This is a genomic window from Rickettsia hoogstraalii (assembly GCF_000825685.1).
GTDB lineage: Bacteria > Pseudomonadota > Alphaproteobacteria > Rickettsiales > Rickettsiaceae > Rickettsia > Rickettsia hoogstraalii.
Map to the genome: position 1 here is coordinate 1,027,326 of NZ_CCXM01000001.1, position 18,498 is coordinate 1,045,823.

Sequence of the window (18,498 nt, forward strand, 5' to 3'; positions counted from 1 at the left end):
CTGCTTTTAGTTAGCAATACCTCCCAAAGAACTTCTAGAAAAGTATTGCAACACTAATTTTTCTCTCTATAATAACTGTATATTGAATTTATGAATATGCAAATATTAACTTTCCAGTCTTTCTTTACTACTACAACCGGTTCAAGCCGGTAACAATATCTCTATATCTTTCTATTAATTATATCCACCCCTTTAAATTAACTAATTATTATTAGGTAAGTTTTATGTTTCGTAAAATGCCACTTATTTTAATGGCTATTATCATAGCTATCATATTATTCAACCCACTAATGAGTTTAGAAGTAAAAAGGTTATTATATTCAATAAGTCTATCTATTAAATCTATAATTGGATTATTTCTTCCTTTAATTATTTTTGGCTTACTTTTTAAATCTGTTGTAATGCTAGCCAAAGATGCAACACGTATAGTTTTCTTAATATTATTACTAGTATGTGGGTCTAATTTTTGTTCTACTTTCATAAGTCATTATGTAGGTATATACATATATCAATTCGATTTATCAATGATCTCTCCTATAGAAAATGATAGTTTAAAGCCTTTATGGTTACTTAATTTTCCTAATATTATTTCTAATGATAAAATCGTATTTAGTAGTATTATCTTAGGCTTTATATCCTCAAAATTTTGTGCTGAGATTGCAATTGGATTGGCTTTCAAGATAGAAGCATTTGTTGCAAAAATATTGCGATTGTTTATCTATATAATTCCCTTATTTATAATGGGCTTTATCGTAAAACTACAGTTTGATGAAGTATTAGGTATAATTATTAAAGATTATATGTTCATTTTTGGGACAATCGCATTTGCTCAGTTTGGCTATATCTTTCTTGCTTATTTTATTTTAAGTAACTGTCGAGTTAAGGAATTCATAGCTAGCCTCAGTAATATGATGCCAGAGTCTATAAGTGGATTTAGTGCTATGTCTAGTGTTGTAAGTATGCCACTTAGTATAATAGGAGCGGAAAATAATACAAATAATAAAGCACTCGCTCGTACCGTTGTACCAATAACAGTAAATATTCATCTTGTTGGCGATTGTTTCGCTATACCGATTTTGGCTTATGCTATACTAAAAAGTTATGGATTAGCTGAGCCTACTTTATTTAATTATCTTATTTTTGCTTTTTATTTTGTATTGGCAAAATTTTCAGTAGCAGCTATATCAGGTGGAGGAATTATTGTAATGCTTCCTATACTTGAACAATATCTAGGTTTTAATACTAATATGATGTCTCTGATTACAGCTCTTTATATCTTGTTTGATCCTGTGATCACTTGTGCTAATGTTTTAGGAAATGGTGCTTTTGTTAAACTGATAGATAATATATATAGTGTAACTCAGAAAGCTTAGATTAGGTTTCTCAAAATACTCTAGGTTCTTGCGTGCGGAAAATTAAATTATTTGTATTTTTAGATGTTTTTAAGCGGAAATTAATAAGAACGCAAGAACCTAATATCTCTTTTTCTTTTAAAGTAATTGTTGAATTATCTATATTTGATAAATTAGATATTTGTGTCCCTAGAATTGTTATTTTTTGTGAAGATTTAGTTAATTTTTTAACTAAATCTCAAATATTAATTAGATAATTGATTTAAAAGAGAAAAGCATGTAATCTTTGTGTAGGAAATTATATATTGAGTAATAAATTATGATGTGGTTATTAATTGCGATTGGTTTAACCGTTTCGGTTCTTATTATAGGGGTAGTGTCGATGGCTATCGGAGGAAAGTTTGATAAGAAATTTAGTTCAAAGTTAATGACTTTAAGAGTTTTTTTTCAGGCAGTTGCTATATTGTTATTGATTATAATATATTTTTATAAAGTTAATTTATAAATGCCTGAAAATAACTCAAAAGCTACTTAATCGATTTCTCTAATTTCTTCGCGTAATTTTTCCCATTTGTCTAAAATTTCTTCTAATGTAACTTCTTCGACTTTTTTCTCTTCACCTTCAAAGTCCTTTAAATCTCTAATCAGTTTCTCTAGCTTTAATAATGAAATTTTTTTTCATTATACTGATCGCTACAATGTTCTTCGAGTTGTTCGGCAATTTCTTCAATATCACCCCAATGCATTGCTATTCCTCCTTAATTTTATGCAAGCCTTATTTATTAACATGTTATCTGATATTTGCTATTATTTTTACTAAATATTATTAATTCGACAAATTATTGCAAATAGGTGAGTTTATTATGCAACTATTGCCGGAATTAGGCAGGTTTGCTTTCTTTACATTTTGGTGGTTTTATGGTATATTAAAATAAAATATTAAGATTTAATTATGTCAATATTACCTATAGTAATGGCACCTGATGAAAGATTAAAGCAGAAATCTCAGCCGGTTTTAGAGTTTACAGATCAAACACGAAAATTTATGGATGATATGCTTAAAACTATGTACCATGAAGACGGTGCAGGGCTTGCAGCAGTACAAGTAGGGGTATTGAAACGTATTTTAGTAATTGATATAAAAGATCATGATCCGGTAGAAAGACCAAAAGATTTTTATCCGCTTTTTATAGTGAATCCTGAAATAATAGAAAAATCAGAAGAGCTAATTACGGCTAATGAAGGTTGTATCTCAGTACCGGAGCAACGTATTGAGGTGGCAAGACCGGAATCTATAAAGATTAGGTATTTAGACTATCATGGTAAATCGCAAGAGCTTAAAGCAAATGATTGGCTTGCAAGAGTTATCCAGCATGAGTATGATCATTTAGAAGGTAAGCTTATGATTGATTATTTAAGTAATTTAAAACGAGATGTAGTACTTCGTAAGCTTAAGAAACTCAAAAATAATATAGTGTGAAAGTAATCTTTATGGGAACGCCTGAATTTGCTGTTCCTGCTCTTAAAAAACTTATAACTCATCACGAAGTTAAAGCTGTTTTTACACAGCAACCTAAAGCTAAGGGTAGAGGACTTAACTTAGCTAAATCTCCAATACATCAATTAGCATTTGAGCATCAAATTCCTGTTTATACTCCTTCTACTCTTCGTAATGATGAAATAATAAATCTAATTAATAAAGTTAATGCTGATATTATAGTTGTTATTGCATATGGTTTTATTGTGCCGAAAGCTATATTAGAAGCTAAAAAATACGGCTGTCTTAATATCCATCCATCCGATTTGCCTCGTCACAGAGGAGCGGCTCCTCTGCAGCGTACTATTATAGAGGGTGATCGGAAAAGTAGCGTATGTATTATGCGTATGGATACAGGGCTTGATACAGGTGATATATTGATGAAAGAAGATTTTGATTTAGAAGAAAGGACAACATTGGAGGAATTGCACAATAAATGTGCTAATTTAGGAGCTGAATTACTAATAAAAACACTTGCAAATATTGATAATATAGTACCGATAAAACAGTCAAGTGATGGCGTTACGTATGCTCATAAATTAACTAAAGAAGAAGGAAAAATTAATTGGCATGAATCCGCATATAAAATAGATTGTAAAATAAGAGGGATGAATCCCTGGCCCGGAGCATATTTTAGTTATAATGATAAAATAATTAAAATCCTTGAAGCAGAATATTTAAATGCGAATCATCACTTTACTTCCGGCACCGTTATTAGCGATAAGATGGAAATAGCTTGTGGAAGCGGTATATTACGAGTGAAAAAACTTCAGCAAGAGAGTAAAAAAGCTTTGAATATAGAAGAATTTTTACGTGGTACAAATATTTTAAAAGATACAATATTAAAATAAGAGTATTAATTATGGGTAAAGATAAAAAAGAAGTTAGGTTTAATGATGATTTAGACATTAAGGAGTTTATCTTTTAAAGCTTGAAAAGAATAGTGATATTTATTCTATAAAAAGGAAAGTAATTAATATAGTAGATGATGAAGTAGAGAATCAAACTAAGCTACTTACGGAAACTCAATTTCTTGTGAAAAAAACTCCACACGGTAAAACATCTCAATATGAAATTAGCGGCTTTATTAACAAAGCTGGCGAACATATAAACGATCCAAAGCAAATAAAAGAAATTTTAAAATTATATGCTCATGCCGAATTTGCTGATTTACAGAAAAATATTTTAGGTAAATTTGATAAGAACGGTAATTTAAGTATAACTAAAGATTTTGAAATTGATGAAAATCTAGTTTTTAGAAAAGATGGTAAATTATTGTTTGTTAAAACTCAAAGCGGTTTGATAAACAGAGAAGGAGAAATGAAAGCAGTAAATCATGTTTTACAAAAAGGCAAATTCTTTTTTGAAAATTTAGGCGGTAAGGTAAATACAAAATTAGGGACTGCAAATCTAAACAAAAAGCCGACAAAGCCTACTTTAAAAAGAGGTTAAAATAACTTTAAACCCCCTCGTAAGAAATAAAATTAAAATTATTTGAAATTAGTGTTTGACAAGTTTTAAAAATATAGATATAAAATCATCACACAAAGTTTGAAACGTAAAACTTTGTAGCTGTTTAAAAAGTTGATAAAGCTAAAAAACTAAATACACCGCGATAATAAAAATTTATGTCGTGAGTAGATACTGAAAATAATTGTGAAATTAATTCTGTATGCATCGTGTAATCTCAAGTTAAAAGCGTAAGTAAATATAATAAGAGCATTTGGTGGATGCCTTGGCACTAGAAGGCGATGAAGGACGTAATACGCTGCGATAAGCTTCGGGGAGTTGCGAATAAACTTTGATCCGAAGATTTCCGAATGGGGAAACCCACCTAATTTATTAGGTATTGTATAGTGAATACATAGCTATATGAGGCAAACCCAGCGAACTGAAATATCTAAGTAGCTGGAGGAAAAGACATCAACCGAGACTCCGTTAGTAGTGACGAGCGAACGCGGACCAGGCCAGTGGCTTCAAAAAAATAACTAAAACAACATGGAAAGGTTGACCATAAAAGGTGATAGTCCCGTATAGGTAAAAAGTTTGAAGTCCTCGAGTAAGGCGGGACACGTGAAATCCTGTTTGAACATAGGGGGACCACCCTCTAAGCCTAAGTACTCTCTAGTGACCGATAGTGAACAAGTACCGTGAGGGAAAGGTGAAAAGTACCCCGACAAGGGGAGTGAAATAGTATCTGAAACCAAATGCTTACAAGCAGTCGGAGCAAGCGTATTTATATGTCTTGTGACGGCGTACCTTTTGTATAATGGGTCAGCGACTTAGTTTATCTAGCAAGCTTAAGCCGTTAGGTGTAGGCGTAGCGAAAGCGAGTCTGAATAGAGCGTTTAGTTAGATGAATTAGACCCGAAACCGGGTGATCTAGCCATGGCCAGGTTGAAAGCGGAGTAAAATCCGCTGAAGGACCGAACCCACTACTGTTGAAAAAGTAGGGGATGAGCTGTGGTTAGGGGTGAAAGGCCAATCAAACTCGGATATAGCTGGTTCTCCGCGAAATCTATTTAGGTAGAGCGTTATAGCGATTACTGTCGAAGGTAGAGCACTGAATGAGCTAGGGGGTCCCACAGACTTACCAAACTCAATCAAACTCCGAATGTCGACAAGTACAGCATAGCAGACAGACTATGGGTGCTAAGGTCCATAGTCGAGAGGGAAAAAGCCCAGACCGCCATCTAAGGTCCCTAAATCATGACTAAGTGTTAAAGGATGTGAGAAAACCAAAACAACTAGGATGTTGGCTTAGAAGCAGCCATCATTTAAAGAAAGCGTAATAGCTCACTAGTCTAAATAAGTTTTCTTGCGCCAACAATGTAACGGGGCTCAAGTCATGTACCGAAGATGCGGATTTATGCATTTGGCATAAATGGTAGCGGAGCGTTCCGTAAGCCTGTGAAGGTGAACCGTAAGGTTTGCTGGAGGTATCGGAAGTGAGAATGCTGACATAAGTAGCGATAAAGAATGTGAGAAACATTCTCGCCGAAAGTCCAAGGGTTCTTGCGTAAAGTTAATCTGCGCAAGGTTAGTCGGCCCCTAAGATGAGGCTGAAAGGCGTAATCGATGGGAATCAGGTTAATATTCCTGAACCTGAAAGATGTGACGAAAATAGTAAATTGTACAGTCTTATTGGATTGATTGTGCAGTGAATATTTTCCAGGAAATAACACTTTCATTATAGACCGTACCCAAAACCGACACAGGTGGACAGGTAGAGTATACCAAGGCGCTTGAGAGAACGATGCTGAAGGAACTAGGCAAATTGCATCTGTAACTTCGGAAGAAAGATGACCTGTATATGGGCAACCATGTGCAGGTGGCACAAGCTAGGGGGTAGCGACTGTTTATTAAAAACACAGGGCTCTGCAAAGTCAATAGACGACGTATAGGGTCTGACGCCTGCCCAGTGCTGGAAGATTAAAAGGAAGGGTGCAAGCTCTGAATTGAAGTCCCAGTGAACGGCGGCCGTAACTATGACGGTCCTAAGGTAGCGAAATTCCTTGTCGGGTAAGTTCCGACCCGCACGAATGGCGTAACGATTTCCCCACTGTCTCCAGTATCGACTCAGCGAAATTGAATTCTCCGTGAAGATGCGGAGTTCCCGCGGTCAGACGGAAAGACCCCGTGAACCTTTACTATAGCTTTGCACTGGTGTTAGGAATCAGATGTGCAGGATAGGTGGAAGACTACGAAGCGAAGGCGTCAGCCTTTGTGGAGTCACCCTTGAGATACCACCCTTTTGGTTCTTGACATCTAACCGAGATCCTTGAATCAGGATCCGAGACAATGCATGGTGGGTAGTTTGACTGGGGCGGTCGCCTCCCAAAGAGTAACGGAGGCGCGCGATGGTTAGCTCAGGTTGGTCGGAAATCAACTTTTAGAGTGCAATGGCATAAGCTAGCCTGACTGCGAGTCTGACAATACGAGCAGAGACGAAAGTCGGTCATAGTGATCCGGTGGTCCCGAGTGGAAGGGCCATCGCTCAACGAATAAAAGGTACTCCGGGGATAACAGGCTGATGATTTCCAAGCGTCCATAGCGACGAAATCGTTTGGCACCTCGATGTCGGCTCATCACATCCTGGGGCTGGAGAAGGTCCCAAGGGTTCGGCTGTTCGCCGATTAAAGTGGTACGTGAGCTGGGTTTAGAACGTCGTGAGACAGTTCGGTCCCTATCTGCCGTGGGTGTAGGAAGTTTGAGAGGATCTGCCTTTAGTACGAGAGGACCGAGGTGGACGTACCCCTGGTGGACCAGTTGTCGTGCCAACGGCACAGCTGGGTAGCTAAGTACGGAAGGGATAACCGCTGAATGCATCTAAGCAGGAAACCCACCTCAAAACTAGACTTCCCCATTAGAGCCGTGGAAGACCACCACGTTGATAGGTCGGGTGTGGAAGCACAGTAATGTGTGTAGCTAACCGATACTAATAGCTCGATTGATTTACTTTGCTGTGAGATTACATATGCATATAGTGTTAATTCTATAAAAATGTAGTATCAACTCACAAAGTTATCAGGTTAAATTAGCTTTATCAATGAATAAAAATGTTGTTGCACAGCTAATAATGTTATACCGTGGCTTGACCACGGTATCTAGAAAAATTTCTAATATTTAGGTTCCTGCTTCCGCAGGAATGACGAATTTAGTCATGCAACAACATTAACAGCAAACTATAATACAAATCTATTTTTTTAAAAGTTTGTATTGCTAGCTTGGTGGTTATAGCATGAGTGAAACACACGATCCCATCCCGAACTCGAACGTGAAACCTCATAGCGCTAATGGTACTATGTCATAAGGCATGGGAGAGTAAGTCGCTGCCAAGCTTGCAATGCAAATTTTTAATTATCTTTTTTTTCTTTATTAAAAAATAAACATCAACTTATTTCCATAGAATCGCTAAAATCTAACATAGAAATTAAAAAGTTATTTAAAGAAAAAAATACTGAGCAATTTATTTTAGAGTTACCAAATGGCACAGTAATTAATGAAGGTGGAATTTTAACTCAAGAAGGTTATATTCTACAAGATACTCAAACAAGCTTAGGTGATCAACATCGTTTATTAAATAATAAACGAGATATTAATACAGAAAATCCTTTATATTTTAATGGAAAATTAGCAGTAATTTCATCTTCTGGTTTTGAAAATTGGTATCATTGGCTGCTACAAATTTTGCCTAGATTAATTATATTAAAAGAAAATTATATTAAAAGAATCGGATCTTGAATATGACCGTATCTATATTAATAATTTAAAATATTCATGGCAAATTAAGTCATTAAAAATAGTATTAAATTATTTAAATATACCGGAAGATAAGCTTTTTGTAGTAAATAGCGATTGTATAATTCAAACTACTAGACTAATTGTTCCATCTGTACCGTTTATTCCGGTAAAAGGTACACCTTTGCCTTTATGGTTAAAAAAAGATTTAAGAAATATTTTTATTTAAAGATAATAGTAAAGCATACGATAAAATATATATTTCTCGTAAATACGCTTCTACCCGAAAAATAGTTAATGAAGAAGAATTAATAGAAAAAATTGAGAAACTTGGTTTTAAGGCAATATATCTAGAGCTATCCTCTCCGTATGAACAGGCCCAGCTTTTTAATAAAGCAAAAATAATAGTTGGACCGCATGGATCAACAGAATGAGAAGCAGAAGCTAATCTTCTAGGATAGGAAATGAATCCTAAACAACAATAAGGAGGTCCATATGGAAGTTACCACAATTGGTATAGATATTGCAAAAAGAATTTTTCAAATTCACGGTGTAGATAAAAATGGTAAGACAATATTAAAAAAAAAATTAATGAGAGAGCAGGTTATAACTTTTATGGCTAATTTACCAAGAAGATGTCTAGTAGGCATGGAAGCTTGCGGTGGTTCTAGCTATTGGGCAAGAGAATTAACAAAATTAGGTCATAATGTAAAACTAATGGCTCCACAATTTGTTAAGCCTTATGTTAAAACTAATAAAAATGATCAAGCTGATGCAGAAGCAATATGTGAGGCAGTAGCAAGACCTAATATGAGGTTTGTGCCTATCAAAACTGTAGAGCAACAAGATATTTTATTTATTCATAGGGTAAGACAGAGATTGGTAAAAAATCGTACAGCTCTTGTTAATGAGATCAGGGGATTATTACATGAATTTGGTTTTGTTATTCCGCAAGGAATCAATAAGATTATGACAAAATTAACCGAAATTTTAGATGAAGGGGATTTAAGTCAGCTAAGCTATCGAACGTTTAGTGAGTTAAAAGAAGAATTTCTAGAGAATGATAAAAAAATAAAAGAATTAAATTAATAGATTCTAATCCGGAATATGCGAAAGAATGATAATATTGATGGTAAATAAGACGAACCTTAGCTTACAAAAAAACTGAACTGGACAATGACTCTTTAGAAGTCGACAAAATGATAAGTAATATAGTTTGTAAGCCAGCGAATTCCATCAGGGCTATAGGGTAAATTTAAAGTGATTTATTAACTATAAGCCGGATACATGACTGCATTCGATTTTTTTGCTGTTATATATTATTTTTTTCTTGCATTATCGGGTAGGTCCATACATGTAAAGTAGTAGAGATTGATCATGGTACAACTCCTCCTAGAAGTTTTTATAAAAGAATGGCAAATTATATGTCATGTGATTATTATCCTTTTTATGTAGATCAGACAACAGAAGAACATTTAGAAGATGATATAAAAATCAATATTGATGAATTTATTAAATTTCTTAGGTCTATCTGTAAATAAATTTTAATTAGTAATTAAAGAGCTTTTTTAGCGAAAATTGATAAAATTTTTGAAGGGATAATATTCATATTTCAATCTCTTAAGGAAGTTAATTCTTAAAATCATTATTTAATAAATAAGATTCGCTATTCATTTCATTTAGTCTTGAAATAGTGCGTTTGAATTCTGTGGCTCGTGCTGAACCTTGATATATTTTACTCGGCTTATCTTCTAGGCTCATAAATAAAAGTATTTTATAGAAATAGGCATTATCGATAAAGTTGATAAATCTAACGGCTGTATTTGTATCATTAGCATCGATAGTATGAACATTCCCCACTATAATAACGTTGAAATTTTGACAAATATTAACATAATCGATATAGCTTAAGTCTCTTGTAAATAATTCATTATAATCTGTTACTAATATTCTTTTATGTACTTTTTGAAAGGATATTTCTCTACCTAGAACCTGTATATTTTGAGAAACGAGATTATTATCACTAATATCTGTGATAATTTTTTCAAGTTTGTTTTGGTTTTCTAAAGTTAAGGGATAAATTATCCTTGCCCCTTTAACTCCTAACGCTTTATCAAATCGATAATCATGGTGATTATCTAGATATTTAACGTAAAATGTATTATTGATTATCTTTATAAAAGGTAAGAAAGATTCTCGTTGTAATCCGTCTTTGTAAAGATTATTGGGACTCGTGTTAGAGGTTATAAAAATAAAAATATTTTGCTTTATTAATTCATTAAATAATCTGCCTATTATCATTGCATCGGTAATGTCTTTAATTTCAAACTCATCTATACATAAAAGTTTAGTTTGTTTAGCATAGTTTTTAGCAATTTTAGGGATGATATCTTTCTGATTTTCTGTTTGTAATTTATGCATAGATTTATGAATTTCCTGCATAAAGTTCTGATAATGGATAATGATTTTAGGTATGCTTATCTCTTCAAAAAAAGAATTCATCAGCATAGTTTTACCGCTGCCCACCGGACCGTATAAATAAATTCCGCTTTTTAAATTTTTTTGATTAAAGAATTTAAATAAACTTTTAGGCTTGTTAAGTTCTGCTGCTAGTTGTTTTAATTCTTCTAATAACGCAGTTTGTTTTGAATCTAATATTAATGAAGTAGAGAATTTTATCATCCAAAATATTTTTTCTCTAGTTTATTATATGTTTTTTCTAAAATCGGCAGATATAACTTTATATTCTCAAAAACTTGTTTTGCATCTTCATATTTATAAACATGAGAAGTATTATTGCGGTCATCAAGCATTCCAAGCCACATTTTTTCATCATCGATAAGACTAAACTGAAAAGCTTTACTTAAGACATCTTTTGGAGTATTACTTTCAATCTTTTCGTGTTTAAGTATTTTTTTTAAGGTTTTCCAAAATAATTCAATAACAAATTCAAATCTTTTTACAGAGGCATCTAACACATAATCATTTTTATCTACCTTAGATCGCTCTATAACTTCATGTAAACGTTGTATAGCTTGCCCTAGTGCTAGGAAAGAGTCTTTCCAAAATATTTCTTCCATTAGTGTGAACCTTTTTTATAAAGAATTTTTTTAAAATTAATAATATTTTGTTTAAGTTTATCATCATCGTTTAATGTATCGAATCGTACACAATCTATTTTTAAAAGTGTATCTGCATCATCTATTATGTCTAAAACTTGATGCCAATCATCTTCATTTGCATTAGGGCAAAGAATGGCGATATCAATATCTGCTCTCTCATGATTATCGCCTCGCCCGCGTGAGCCAAAAAGCCAAATCTCCTCGATAAAAGGTAATTTAGTAAGATTTGTTAAAAAAGAATATTCTGTGATACTATTCATACTTTCCTATACAAAAGTGTTGCATCGCCATAGCTGAAAAAACGCATTTTTTCTTTTATAGCATATTTATATAATTCATGCATCTCTTTAAAGCCGGCAAAAGCACATATAAGCATAAATAAAGTAGATTTAGGGAAATGGAAATTAGTAAGTAGCATATCTGCTGTTTGAAATTTAAAACCCGGGGTTATGAAGATATCGGTTTCAAAGCTACCTGCTTTTACGATGCCGTTATTGCAAGAACTCTCAACTGTTCTAAGTGTTGTAGTGCCGACTGCGATAATACTCCTCCTTTCTTGCTTTGCTTTGTTGATGATTTCAGCAGTTTCAGGAGTAATAGAGCAATATTCGGTGTGCATTTTATGCTCATGAATATTTTCGGTTTTTACAGGTAAAAAAGTTCCAGCTCCTACATGTAAGGTTAAAAATGCTGTTAGTACGCCTTTTGTTTCAAGCTGATCAAGTATATCTTTAGTAAAATGCAAGCCTGCCGTCGGTGCTGCAACCGAACCTTCTATTTGACTATAGATGGTTTGGTAGCGTAGAGAATCTAGTTTAGCGTGATTGCGAGGCGTCCTTTGGGATGCCGTGGCAATCTCAGGATTTTGTAACGAGATTGCTTCGTCAGAACTCTGTTCTTCCTCGCAATGACGTTTAGAACGCCTAATATAAACCGGTAGCGGCATCTCACCGTATTTGTCTAAAAATTCAAATACCGAAATATTATCAAGTTCAAATTTTACTTTAATCTCACCCATTGCAGATTTCTCAGTAATAATTACCTTATGATTATCAAAATAAAATTCATCATCTACATGAAGCTTTCGAGTCGGTTTAGCAAAAGCCGACCAACTATCATCCGATAATTTTTGATTCAAATTTATTGTAATATTCTTCCCTAAATGTAACTTTGCTTTAATCACTTTGCTATTATTAAAGACTAATAAATCCCCTTCTTTTAAGTAATCTAATATGTTGTAGAATTTGGTTTTAATAGGTGGTGTAGTAGCAATTAATAAATCCGAGTTATCACGTTCACTAGATGGATATTGTGCAATAAGTTCACTTGGCAAATTAAAGTCAAAATCAGATAGTTTCATTGTTTAAATATTAGTAACTAAAGAAGTCATTATAACAGCATATGACAATATTTAATATAAGATTTTAGTTTAAAGGTTGAGGTCGGTATTATGTCACGTAAGGTTTGCTTGCGTGTATACTAAAGGTCATCATTGCGAGGAAAAACTGTAAGTTTTGACGAAGCAATCTCAGGATACTTGACAAGATTGCCACGTCGCTTCGCTCCTCGCAATGACGACCTTTAGTATACACGCAACAAGGCCGGCGGGGCCACGGTATGACAATAGACTTCTTGCTTCACACTATCAATCCTTTAACTTGGGAGTTCCATAATTTTTGATACAGCTTACTATTTTTAAGTAATTCTGTGTGGCTACCGTCATCGATTATACTACCTTTTTCAAAAACTAAAATCCTATCCATATTGAGTAAAGTAGATAATCTGTGGGCAATAACTATCACGGTTTTATTTTGCATTAAATAATCCATTGACTCTTGAATTAGGCTTTCCGTCTCGCTATCTAAGCTACTTGTTGCTTCATCAAGAATTAAAATAGGAGCATTTTTTAAGATGGCTCTTGCTATGATAATTCTTTGACGTTGACCGCCGGATAAATTATTTCCTCGCTCTCCGCACATAGTATCGTAACCGTCCGGTAGATTATCAATAACATCATGAATATGTGCAGATTTTGCTGCTTCTATAACCTCCTCAAGAGTAGCTTCTTTTTTTCCGTATCTGATATTGTCCAAAATGGTACGATGAAAAAGCACCGGTTCTTGAGGTATAAGGCTAATGACTTTTCTTAAAGAATCTTGAGTTACGTTTTTAATATTTTGATTATCTATTAAAATCATTCCTTCTTCTATATCATGTAATCTAGTGAGTAAACTAATAAAAGTGGTTTTCCCTGAACCAGAAAATCCGACTAGCCCTACTTTTTGTTTACTCGGTATTAATACCGATTTATTATAAAATAGATTGTTATTATGATGATAATTAAATGTAACATTTCTAAATTCGATAACCCCTTCTTTGATATCTAAAGGAGTAGCATTTTCAATATCCGTTATAATATGCGGTGCCATTAGGGATAAGCCTTGATTAAATGCCCCGACCTGCTCGAACATATCACCTATTTCTTGCGTTAAATCCCAAATATCGTCTGCTACATTTATACATAATGTTAGTACTAATACGCAATCACCTATGCTTATATATAATTCGCTACGAAGTTTAGATAAATAATAAATCATTATAAAAATCATTATTGAACAAGAAGTTCCAAGAGCATAACGCAATTTGAACATAAAGAATTGCATAGTCTGCTCATCAGCCACGGCATTTTCTACCCTTGTTTCTAGATGTTGACGTTCAAATTTATGGGCTGTAAACATTCTAACCGCATTAATGTTGCTAATTGCATCTACGATACTACCGGCAACAAAAGATTGGCTTCTAGCATAATTTAATGAGTATTTATTGATTTTATCCGAGAAAAGAACACTAAGTCCTAAAAAAACCGTAATCCATAAAATAAATATCGTAGCAAAAACGTAATGTACGGAATATAAAGCAATTAATGCAAATACGATAATAGCTAGTTTACGAAGAATTTTTTCACCGAATATTGAAATAATCATCTCAAACGATCTTGCGGTTTCGGTAATACGATTGCTAATATGTCCGGCTAAATTATCCTGAAAGAATTTATGGCTATGATATTGAGTATAATTATAAAGTTCATTTAGTATTTTTCCTTTTATTACGGGCATAGTCTTTAGATACAAATAATCATATGAACGATATGCTATATTAATACTCTCCCACCAAAGAGCATAAAATACTGCCCAGTAAATCATGGAAGATAAAAGGTTATTTGCGTTCTCATCACTGAAAGATTCGATTAGATCAATGATTTTCTGAAGTAATATACTATCAATTGCCGGAATCATACCGAGTAAAATACAGATTACAGTCAATAAAGTAATTTTAACTTTATCGAATTTTAAAAAATAAATACCTAAGCTAAATGTTGATTTAGATAAAGTAGGGTATTTTATCACGATAATGTACCTCAATTTTAAAATAATATATTAATTCGTGTTATTTCAGAGCATATTTTAATTTAATTGATTTTGCAAAAATATACCTAAAAATTTAAATCTATGGAAAAATAATAAACAAGCCTTGCTTTTTACCCTAAATAATGCTACAAAATTCAGAAAATAACTTCAAAATCATTAGAAATGCAAGAAAAAGAATTATCTAATAATTTTTTAGAAGAACAAGAAAAGTCTAAGGAAGACGATTCTCCGTTCTTTGATGTAAAATATATTTGTCAAGCAAGTTTATTAATTATGGATTCTATCCGAAAAGGGTATGATGTAACTCAATTGCCCAATGGTGATATTAATGTTACAGAAGTAAGAATAGTAAATGTTCATTATAATTGGAACTCCGAAAAAGGAAAATTTGTTAAAACTAATCAGATAGAATTTAATAATAGCAAAGGTGGATGATTAAATCAAATATTGTATTGATGTTATTGTGTACTTCAGTTTTTTCGTCATTGCAAGCGGGCATTGCCCGTGTGATACCAAATCGTCATTGCGAGCAGCCGTAGGCTGCGTGGCAATCTCATTGAATAATAAGAAACTCCTGAGATTCAAAATTTTCAATTTTTTCTCGCAATGACGTTGAATCTTAAAACAGCAGCTTAAATATGGAATTTGATCAAGTATTATTATCGAGGATTCAGTTTGCTTTTACCATAAGTTTTCATATAATATTTCCTGCTTTTACTATAGGGCTTGCAAGCTTTCTAGCGGTAATTGAAGGGTTATGGTTAAAAACAAAAAAGCCGGTTTATCAAGAAATATACAAATTTTGGGTGAAGATTTTTGCCGTTACTTTCGGTATGGGAGTAGTTTCGGGCGTTGTAATGTCTTATCAATTCGGTACTAACTGGTCGAATTTTTCAGATAAGGTTGGAAATGTCCTCGGTCCGCTTCTCGGTTTTGAAGTATTTACTGCCTTTTTCCTGGAATCTTCTTTTTTAGGTATAATGTTATTCGGATTTAATAAAGTCAGTAAAAAAGTACATTTTATTTCTACGTTAATAGTTGCTGTTGGTACTGTAATCTCAGCTTTTTGGATACTTGCAGCTAGTAGCTGGATGCATACGCCTGCTGGTTTTGAACTGCGAGGCGATGGGTTCTTTTTCCCTTTAAATTGGCTAGAAATTATCTTTAACCCTTCTTTCCCATATCGCTTTTTCCATATGATTACGGCGGCTTATTTAACTACTTCTTTTGTTATCGGTGGTGTAGCTAGCTTTTATTTACTAAATAATCGTTATAAAGAGCATGCTAAAATTATGCTTTTTATGGCGGTGTTAATGGCGTTAATCGTTGCACCTATTCAAATATTTATCGGTGATTTGCATGGTTTAAATACTCTTAAATATCAGCCGGTTAAAGTTTCGGCTATGGAAGGTATTTGGAATACGGAAAAAGGAGCAGCTTTTAATCTTATCGGCTTTCCTGATGGGGAAGAAGAAAAAACAAAATATGCTGTAGAAATACCTTATGCTAGTAGTTTAATTTTAACGCATAGCTTAGACGGTGAAGTGAAAGGATTAAAAGAATGGACAAAAGAAGAGCGTCCGCCGGTTGCAGTAGTATTTTTTAGCTTCCGTATTATGATAGGAATCGGTTTCTTAATGGTATTTACAGGTATTGCTGGGTTATATCTTTACTTGAAGAAAAGATTATATACTACGCATTGGTTTCAATATTGGTATATATTAATGTCACCTTCAGGTTTTATTGCAGTACTTGCTGGTTGGTTTGTAACCGAGGTAGGTAGACAACCTTATATAGTATATAATATTTTAAAAACCGTAGATACGGTATCACCGGTACTCGGCAAATATGTATTTATTTCTCTAATTGCTTTTGTAGTAGTATATGTAATCATTTTCGGAGCGGGTATATATTATATAATGCATTTAATAAAGAAAGGTATAGAAGCGATAGATAATAAAGAAACGTACGGAGAGATTGGTTTGAATAACCCATTATTAGAAAAGTAAAATAGTTTTTACTTAAATAAATCAGAATGAGTGCCTGTGTGTTCAAAAATTATACATTCATTATCAATTTTATAGATTAGTAACCAATTGGGTTCTATGTGACATTCTCTCCGACCTATAAAATTTCCGATTAGTTGATGATCTCGATATTTGATAGGTAAAGCTGTTTTATTAACTAATAATTCTATAAGCATTTTTAGTTTATTTAGGTCTTTGCCTCGCTTAATTGCTAGTTTTATATCTTTTTCAAAAGATTTAGTATACATAGGTCTAAACACAACTTAAATACCAAGTTTTTTAAACATTTCCTTTGTGTTATTAGAGGCAATTAGTCCGATTTTATTATCAGTTGATTCAAATGTTTTTAGAGTAACGGCATTGGGAATTTTTATTGTAGTAGGCCATTTATGTTCGCGTGCTACGTACTTATATAGCATAGTAACCGCTTGTGTAGGAGTGATGCCAAGCTCATCAAGCACGTTTTCTGCTTCTTCTTTTAATTCCGGTTCAACTCGTGCTCTTATGAAAGCTGATTTAGTCATACAATTACTTGAAATTTAACAATGATTACTACTATATTAGTAGCACAAATGAGATACATTAAGCAAGAATATTTGTAACCTTATATAAAAGAACTCTACAAAAAGAAGAAAAAAATGTATATACTAATATCGTAAATGATATAATTTAAAGAAAAACCTAATGTTAAACTTTGCACCTTATATAGATTTACCGCTTGTTTGGGGTGGTCTTATAGCTACTGCTATTTGTTTATATGTTTTATTAGACGGTTTTGATTTAGGAGTAGGAATCTTATTTCCGTTTGCACCTACCGATGATTGCCGTCATAAAATGATCAATTCTATTGCTCCTTTTTGGGACGGTAACGAAACTTGGTTAGTACTTGGCGGCGGTGGTTTATTTGCCGCTTTCCCGCTGGCATATTCGCTATTAATGCCGGCCTTATATATTCCTATTATATTAATGTTACTTGGTCTAATATTTCGTGGTGTAGCTTTTGAATTCCGTTTTAAGGCTCATATAGGTCATCGTTATATTTGGGACTATGCTTTTCATTTCGGTTCTATGCTTGCTGTTTTTTGTCAAGGTTTAATGCTTAGTACGTTTGTCCAAGGAATAGAGATAGAAGGACGAGAATTTGCAGGAGGGAGCTTTGATTTTCTTACTCCCTTCTCCGTTATGACGGGGATAGCATTAATATTCGGTTATGCACTCTTGGGTGCTACTTGGCTTATTCTGAAAACAGAAAAGAAAACACAAGATTGGGCTTATAAATCTGCTTTATATATTTTATTTTACGTTGCACTTTTTATGGGACTTGTAAGCTTATGGGTTCCTTTCTTAAATAACCACATAAATCATCGTTGGTTTAGTGTACCTAATATTTACTATTTATCGATTGTACCTATTGTAACTGCTTTAATATTTATTAAGTTAATTAAAGCCGTTAAGCAAAAAAAAGAAGTAAAGCCGTTTATTTATACGATCTTGTTATTTTTATTAGGATATTTAGGGCTTGCGATAAGTATATGGCCATATATCGTTCCTTATAAAGTTACGCTCGAAACCGCAGCAGCAGCACCGGAGTCACAGTCTTTACTGTTGATAGGGGCTGGGATATTCCTACCTGTCATACTTGGCTATACTTTCTATTGTTATTATATATTCCGTGGCAAATCATCTCATCATCCGATATATTAAAAAAATAACCTCTTGTCTAAAAGGGTGGCAATGGTTTATTATTCTATGGCTCAGCGGATTATTATCCACGCTACTTTTAACTTATGT

General features: G+C 33.4%; 16 protein-coding genes, 2 rRNA genes and 5 pseudogenes. 14 read left to right on the forward strand and 9 right to left on the reverse strand.

Annotation, left to right across the window (positions count from 1 at the left end; genetic code table 11):
* The first annotated feature begins 290 nt into the window (after nucleotides 1-290).
* The 3 genes and pseudogenes from BN1174_RS08960 to BN1174_RS05330 all read left to right on the forward strand — a co-directional run bounded on the left by BN1174_RS08960 (nucleotide 291) and on the right by BN1174_RS05330 (nucleotide 1,857).
* Entirely contained in the window at nucleotides 291-1,373 is a 1,083-nt protein-coding gene (locus BN1174_RS08960) for a cation:dicarboxylate symporter family transporter (protein ID WP_231555890.1), read from the forward strand.
* A gap of 32 nt (nucleotides 1,374-1,405) precedes the next feature.
* Nucleotides 1,406-1,543, forward strand: a pseudogene (locus tag BN1174_RS05325) (peptide deformylase); the annotation flags it as partial.
* A 128-nt stretch (nucleotides 1,544-1,671) separates the two neighbouring features.
* The gene (locus BN1174_RS05330; RefSeq protein ID WP_040257119.1) at nucleotides 1,672-1,857 is read left to right on the forward strand and encodes a twin transmembrane helix small protein; all 186 of its coding nucleotides are present in this window, start codon (nucleotides 1,672-1,674) and stop codon (nucleotides 1,855-1,857) included.
* A 26-nt stretch (nucleotides 1,858-1,883) separates the two neighbouring features.
* Here BN1174_RS05330 and BN1174_RS12705 read toward each other — a convergent pair.
* Nucleotides 1,884-2,098 (reverse strand): annotated as a pseudogene (locus BN1174_RS12705) (Fe-S cluster assembly protein IscX).
* Nucleotides 2,099-2,304: 206 nt separating this feature from the next.
* Here BN1174_RS12705 and def point away from each other — a divergent pair.
* The 8 genes and pseudogenes from def to BN1174_RS10050 all read left to right on the forward strand — a co-directional run.
* The gene (gene def, locus BN1174_RS05340; RefSeq protein ID WP_040257120.1) at nucleotides 2,305-2,832 is read left to right on the forward strand and encodes a peptide deformylase; all 528 of its coding nucleotides are present in this window, start codon (nucleotides 2,305-2,307) and stop codon (nucleotides 2,830-2,832) included.
* Nucleotides 2,829-3,740: a methionyl-tRNA formyltransferase gene (gene fmt / locus BN1174_RS05345; RefSeq protein WP_040257122.1), complete on the forward strand. Its 912-nt coding sequence runs from the start codon at nucleotides 2,829-2,831 to the stop codon at nucleotides 3,738-3,740. Before def ends, fmt begins: the two co-directional genes overlap by 4 nt.
* 184 nt (nucleotides 3,741-3,924) lie before the next feature.
* Nucleotides 3,925-4,341, forward strand: a complete 417-nt coding sequence (locus BN1174_RS05350) for a hypothetical protein (protein ID WP_040257124.1) — start codon at nucleotides 3,925-3,927, stop codon at nucleotides 4,339-4,341.
* A gap of 250 nt (nucleotides 4,342-4,591) precedes the next feature.
* Nucleotides 4,592-7,352, forward strand: a 23S ribosomal RNA gene (locus BN1174_RS05355).
* Nucleotides 7,353-7,615: 263 nt separating this feature from the next.
* Nucleotides 7,616-7,730 (forward strand): 5S ribosomal RNA (rrf, locus tag BN1174_RS05360).
* Between the two features lie 377 nt (nucleotides 7,731-8,107).
* A pseudogene (locus BN1174_RS10890) lies at nucleotides 8,108-8,555 on the forward strand (glycosyltransferase family 61 protein); the annotation flags it as partial.
* 70 nt (nucleotides 8,556-8,625) lie between these two features.
* Nucleotides 8,626-9,213, forward strand: a pseudogene (locus BN1174_RS05365) (IS110 family RNA-guided transposase); the annotation flags it as partial.
* A 272-nt stretch (nucleotides 9,214-9,485) separates the two neighbouring features.
* Nucleotides 9,486-9,671 (forward strand): annotated as a pseudogene (locus tag BN1174_RS10050) (glycosyltransferase family 61 protein); the annotation flags it as partial.
* 88 nt (nucleotides 9,672-9,759) lie between these two features.
* Here BN1174_RS10050 and zapE read toward each other — a convergent pair.
* The 5 genes from zapE to BN1174_RS05390 all read right to left on the reverse strand — a co-directional run bounded on the left by zapE (nucleotide 9,760) and on the right by BN1174_RS05390 (nucleotide 14,659).
* Nucleotides 9,760-10,812: a cell division protein ZapE gene (zapE, locus tag BN1174_RS05370; RefSeq protein ID WP_040257125.1), complete on the reverse strand. Its 1,053-nt coding sequence runs from the start codon at nucleotides 10,810-10,812 to the stop codon at nucleotides 9,760-9,762.
* Nucleotides 10,809-11,210 carry an HI0074 family nucleotidyltransferase substrate-binding subunit gene (locus tag BN1174_RS05375; protein ID WP_040257127.1) on the reverse strand — a complete coding sequence of 134 codons (402 nt, stop codon included), beginning with the start codon at nucleotides 11,208-11,210 and terminating at the stop codon, nucleotides 10,809-10,811. Before BN1174_RS05375 ends, zapE begins: the two co-directional genes overlap by 4 nt.
* Nucleotides 11,210-11,512, reverse strand: a complete 303-nt coding sequence (locus BN1174_RS05380; protein ID WP_040257129.1) for a nucleotidyltransferase domain-containing protein — start codon at nucleotides 11,510-11,512, stop codon at nucleotides 11,210-11,212. Before BN1174_RS05380 ends, BN1174_RS05375 begins: the two co-directional genes overlap by 1 nt.
* Complete coding sequence (queA, locus tag BN1174_RS05385; protein WP_040257131.1) at nucleotides 11,509-12,612, reverse strand: tRNA preQ1(34) S-adenosylmethionine ribosyltransferase-isomerase QueA; 1,104 nt, start codon at nucleotides 12,610-12,612, stop codon at nucleotides 11,509-11,511. The genes BN1174_RS05380 and queA overlap by 4 nt, the downstream gene beginning before the upstream one ends.
* A 277-nt stretch (nucleotides 12,613-12,889) precedes the next feature.
* Nucleotides 12,890-14,659, reverse strand: coding sequence for an ABC transporter ATP-binding protein (locus BN1174_RS05390; RefSeq protein WP_040257132.1), 1,770 nt, complete (start codon nucleotides 14,657-14,659; stop codon nucleotides 12,890-12,892).
* Nucleotides 14,660-14,842: 183 nt separating this feature from the next.
* Here BN1174_RS05390 and BN1174_RS05395 point away from each other — a divergent pair, with 183 nt between their 5' ends.
* Complete coding sequence (locus BN1174_RS05395) at nucleotides 14,843-15,115, forward strand: DUF2671 domain-containing protein (protein WP_040257134.1); 273 nt, start codon at nucleotides 14,843-14,845, stop codon at nucleotides 15,113-15,115.
* Here BN1174_RS05395 and BN1174_RS10055 read toward each other — a convergent pair whose 3' ends face one another.
* Nucleotides 15,116-15,274, reverse strand: coding sequence for a hypothetical protein (locus BN1174_RS10055; RefSeq protein ID WP_156138501.1), 159 nt, complete (start codon nucleotides 15,272-15,274; stop codon nucleotides 15,116-15,118). It abuts the gene before it with no gap.
* Nucleotides 15,275-15,318: 44 nt separating this feature from the next.
* Here BN1174_RS10055 and BN1174_RS05400 point away from each other — a divergent pair, with 44 nt between their 5' ends.
* Complete coding sequence (locus BN1174_RS05400) at nucleotides 15,319-16,689, forward strand: cytochrome ubiquinol oxidase subunit I (RefSeq protein ID WP_040257137.1); 1,371 nt, start codon at nucleotides 15,319-15,321, stop codon at nucleotides 16,687-16,689.
* Between the two features lie 8 nt (nucleotides 16,690-16,697).
* On the opposite strand, the gene BN1174_RS05405 is transcribed toward BN1174_RS05400, so the two are convergent.
* Nucleotides 16,698-16,955: a type II toxin-antitoxin system YafQ family toxin gene (locus BN1174_RS05405; protein WP_331370578.1), complete on the reverse strand. Its 258-nt coding sequence runs from the start codon at nucleotides 16,953-16,955 to the stop codon at nucleotides 16,698-16,700.
* Nucleotides 16,956-16,970: 15 nt separating this feature from the next.
* A complete protein-coding gene (locus BN1174_RS05410) occupies nucleotides 16,971-17,231 on the reverse strand; it encodes a type II toxin-antitoxin system RelB/DinJ family antitoxin (protein ID WP_040257140.1) in 261 nt (86 codons plus the stop codon).
* 160 nt (nucleotides 17,232-17,391) lie between these two features.
* Between BN1174_RS05410 and cydB the strand changes: the two genes are divergently transcribed.
* Nucleotides 17,392-18,411 carry a cytochrome d ubiquinol oxidase subunit II gene (gene cydB, locus BN1174_RS05415; protein WP_040257143.1) on the forward strand — a complete coding sequence of 340 codons (1,020 nt, stop codon included), beginning with the start codon at nucleotides 17,392-17,394 and terminating at the stop codon, nucleotides 18,409-18,411.
* The last annotated feature ends 87 nt before the right edge of the window (nucleotides 18,412-18,498 follow it).

Bases quoted from the DNA above. Each gene is read 5' to 3' on its own strand.
- BN1174_RS08960 (WP_231555890.1), top strand. From the start codon at position 291: ATGAGTTTAGAAGTAAAAAGGTTATTATATTCAATAAGTCTATCTATT.
- BN1174_RS05330 (WP_040257119.1), top strand. From the start codon at position 1,672: ATGATGTGGTTATTAATTGCGATTGGTTTAACCGTTTCGGTTCTTATT.
- def (WP_040257120.1), top strand. From the start codon at position 2,305: ATGTCAATATTACCTATAGTAATGGCACCTGATGAAAGATTAAAGCAG.
- zapE (WP_040257125.1), bottom strand. From the start codon at position 10,812: ATGATAAAATTCTCTACTTCATTAATATTAGATTCAAAACAAACTGCG.
- BN1174_RS05375 (WP_040257127.1), bottom strand. From the start codon at position 11,210: ATGGAAGAAATATTTTGGAAAGACTCTTTCCTAGCACTAGGGCAAGCT.
- BN1174_RS05380 (WP_040257129.1), bottom strand. From the start codon at position 11,512: ATGAATAGTATCACAGAATATTCTTTTTTAACAAATCTTACTAAATTA.
- queA (WP_040257131.1), bottom strand. From the start codon at position 12,612: ATGAAACTATCTGATTTTGACTTTAATTTGCCAAGTGAACTTATTGCA.
- BN1174_RS05395 (WP_040257134.1), top strand. From the start codon at position 14,843: ATGCAAGAAAAAGAATTATCTAATAATTTTTTAGAAGAACAAGAAAAG.
- BN1174_RS05400 (WP_040257137.1), top strand. From the start codon at position 15,319: ATGGAATTTGATCAAGTATTATTATCGAGGATTCAGTTTGCTTTTACC.
- BN1174_RS05405 (WP_331370578.1), bottom strand. From the start codon at position 16,955: ATGTATACTAAATCTTTTGAAAAAGATATAAAACTAGCAATTAAGCGA.
- BN1174_RS05410 (WP_040257140.1), bottom strand. From the start codon at position 17,231: ATGACTAAATCAGCTTTCATAAGAGCACGAGTTGAACCGGAATTAAAA.
- cydB (WP_040257143.1), top strand. From the start codon at position 17,392: ATGTTAAACTTTGCACCTTATATAGATTTACCGCTTGTTTGGGGTGGT.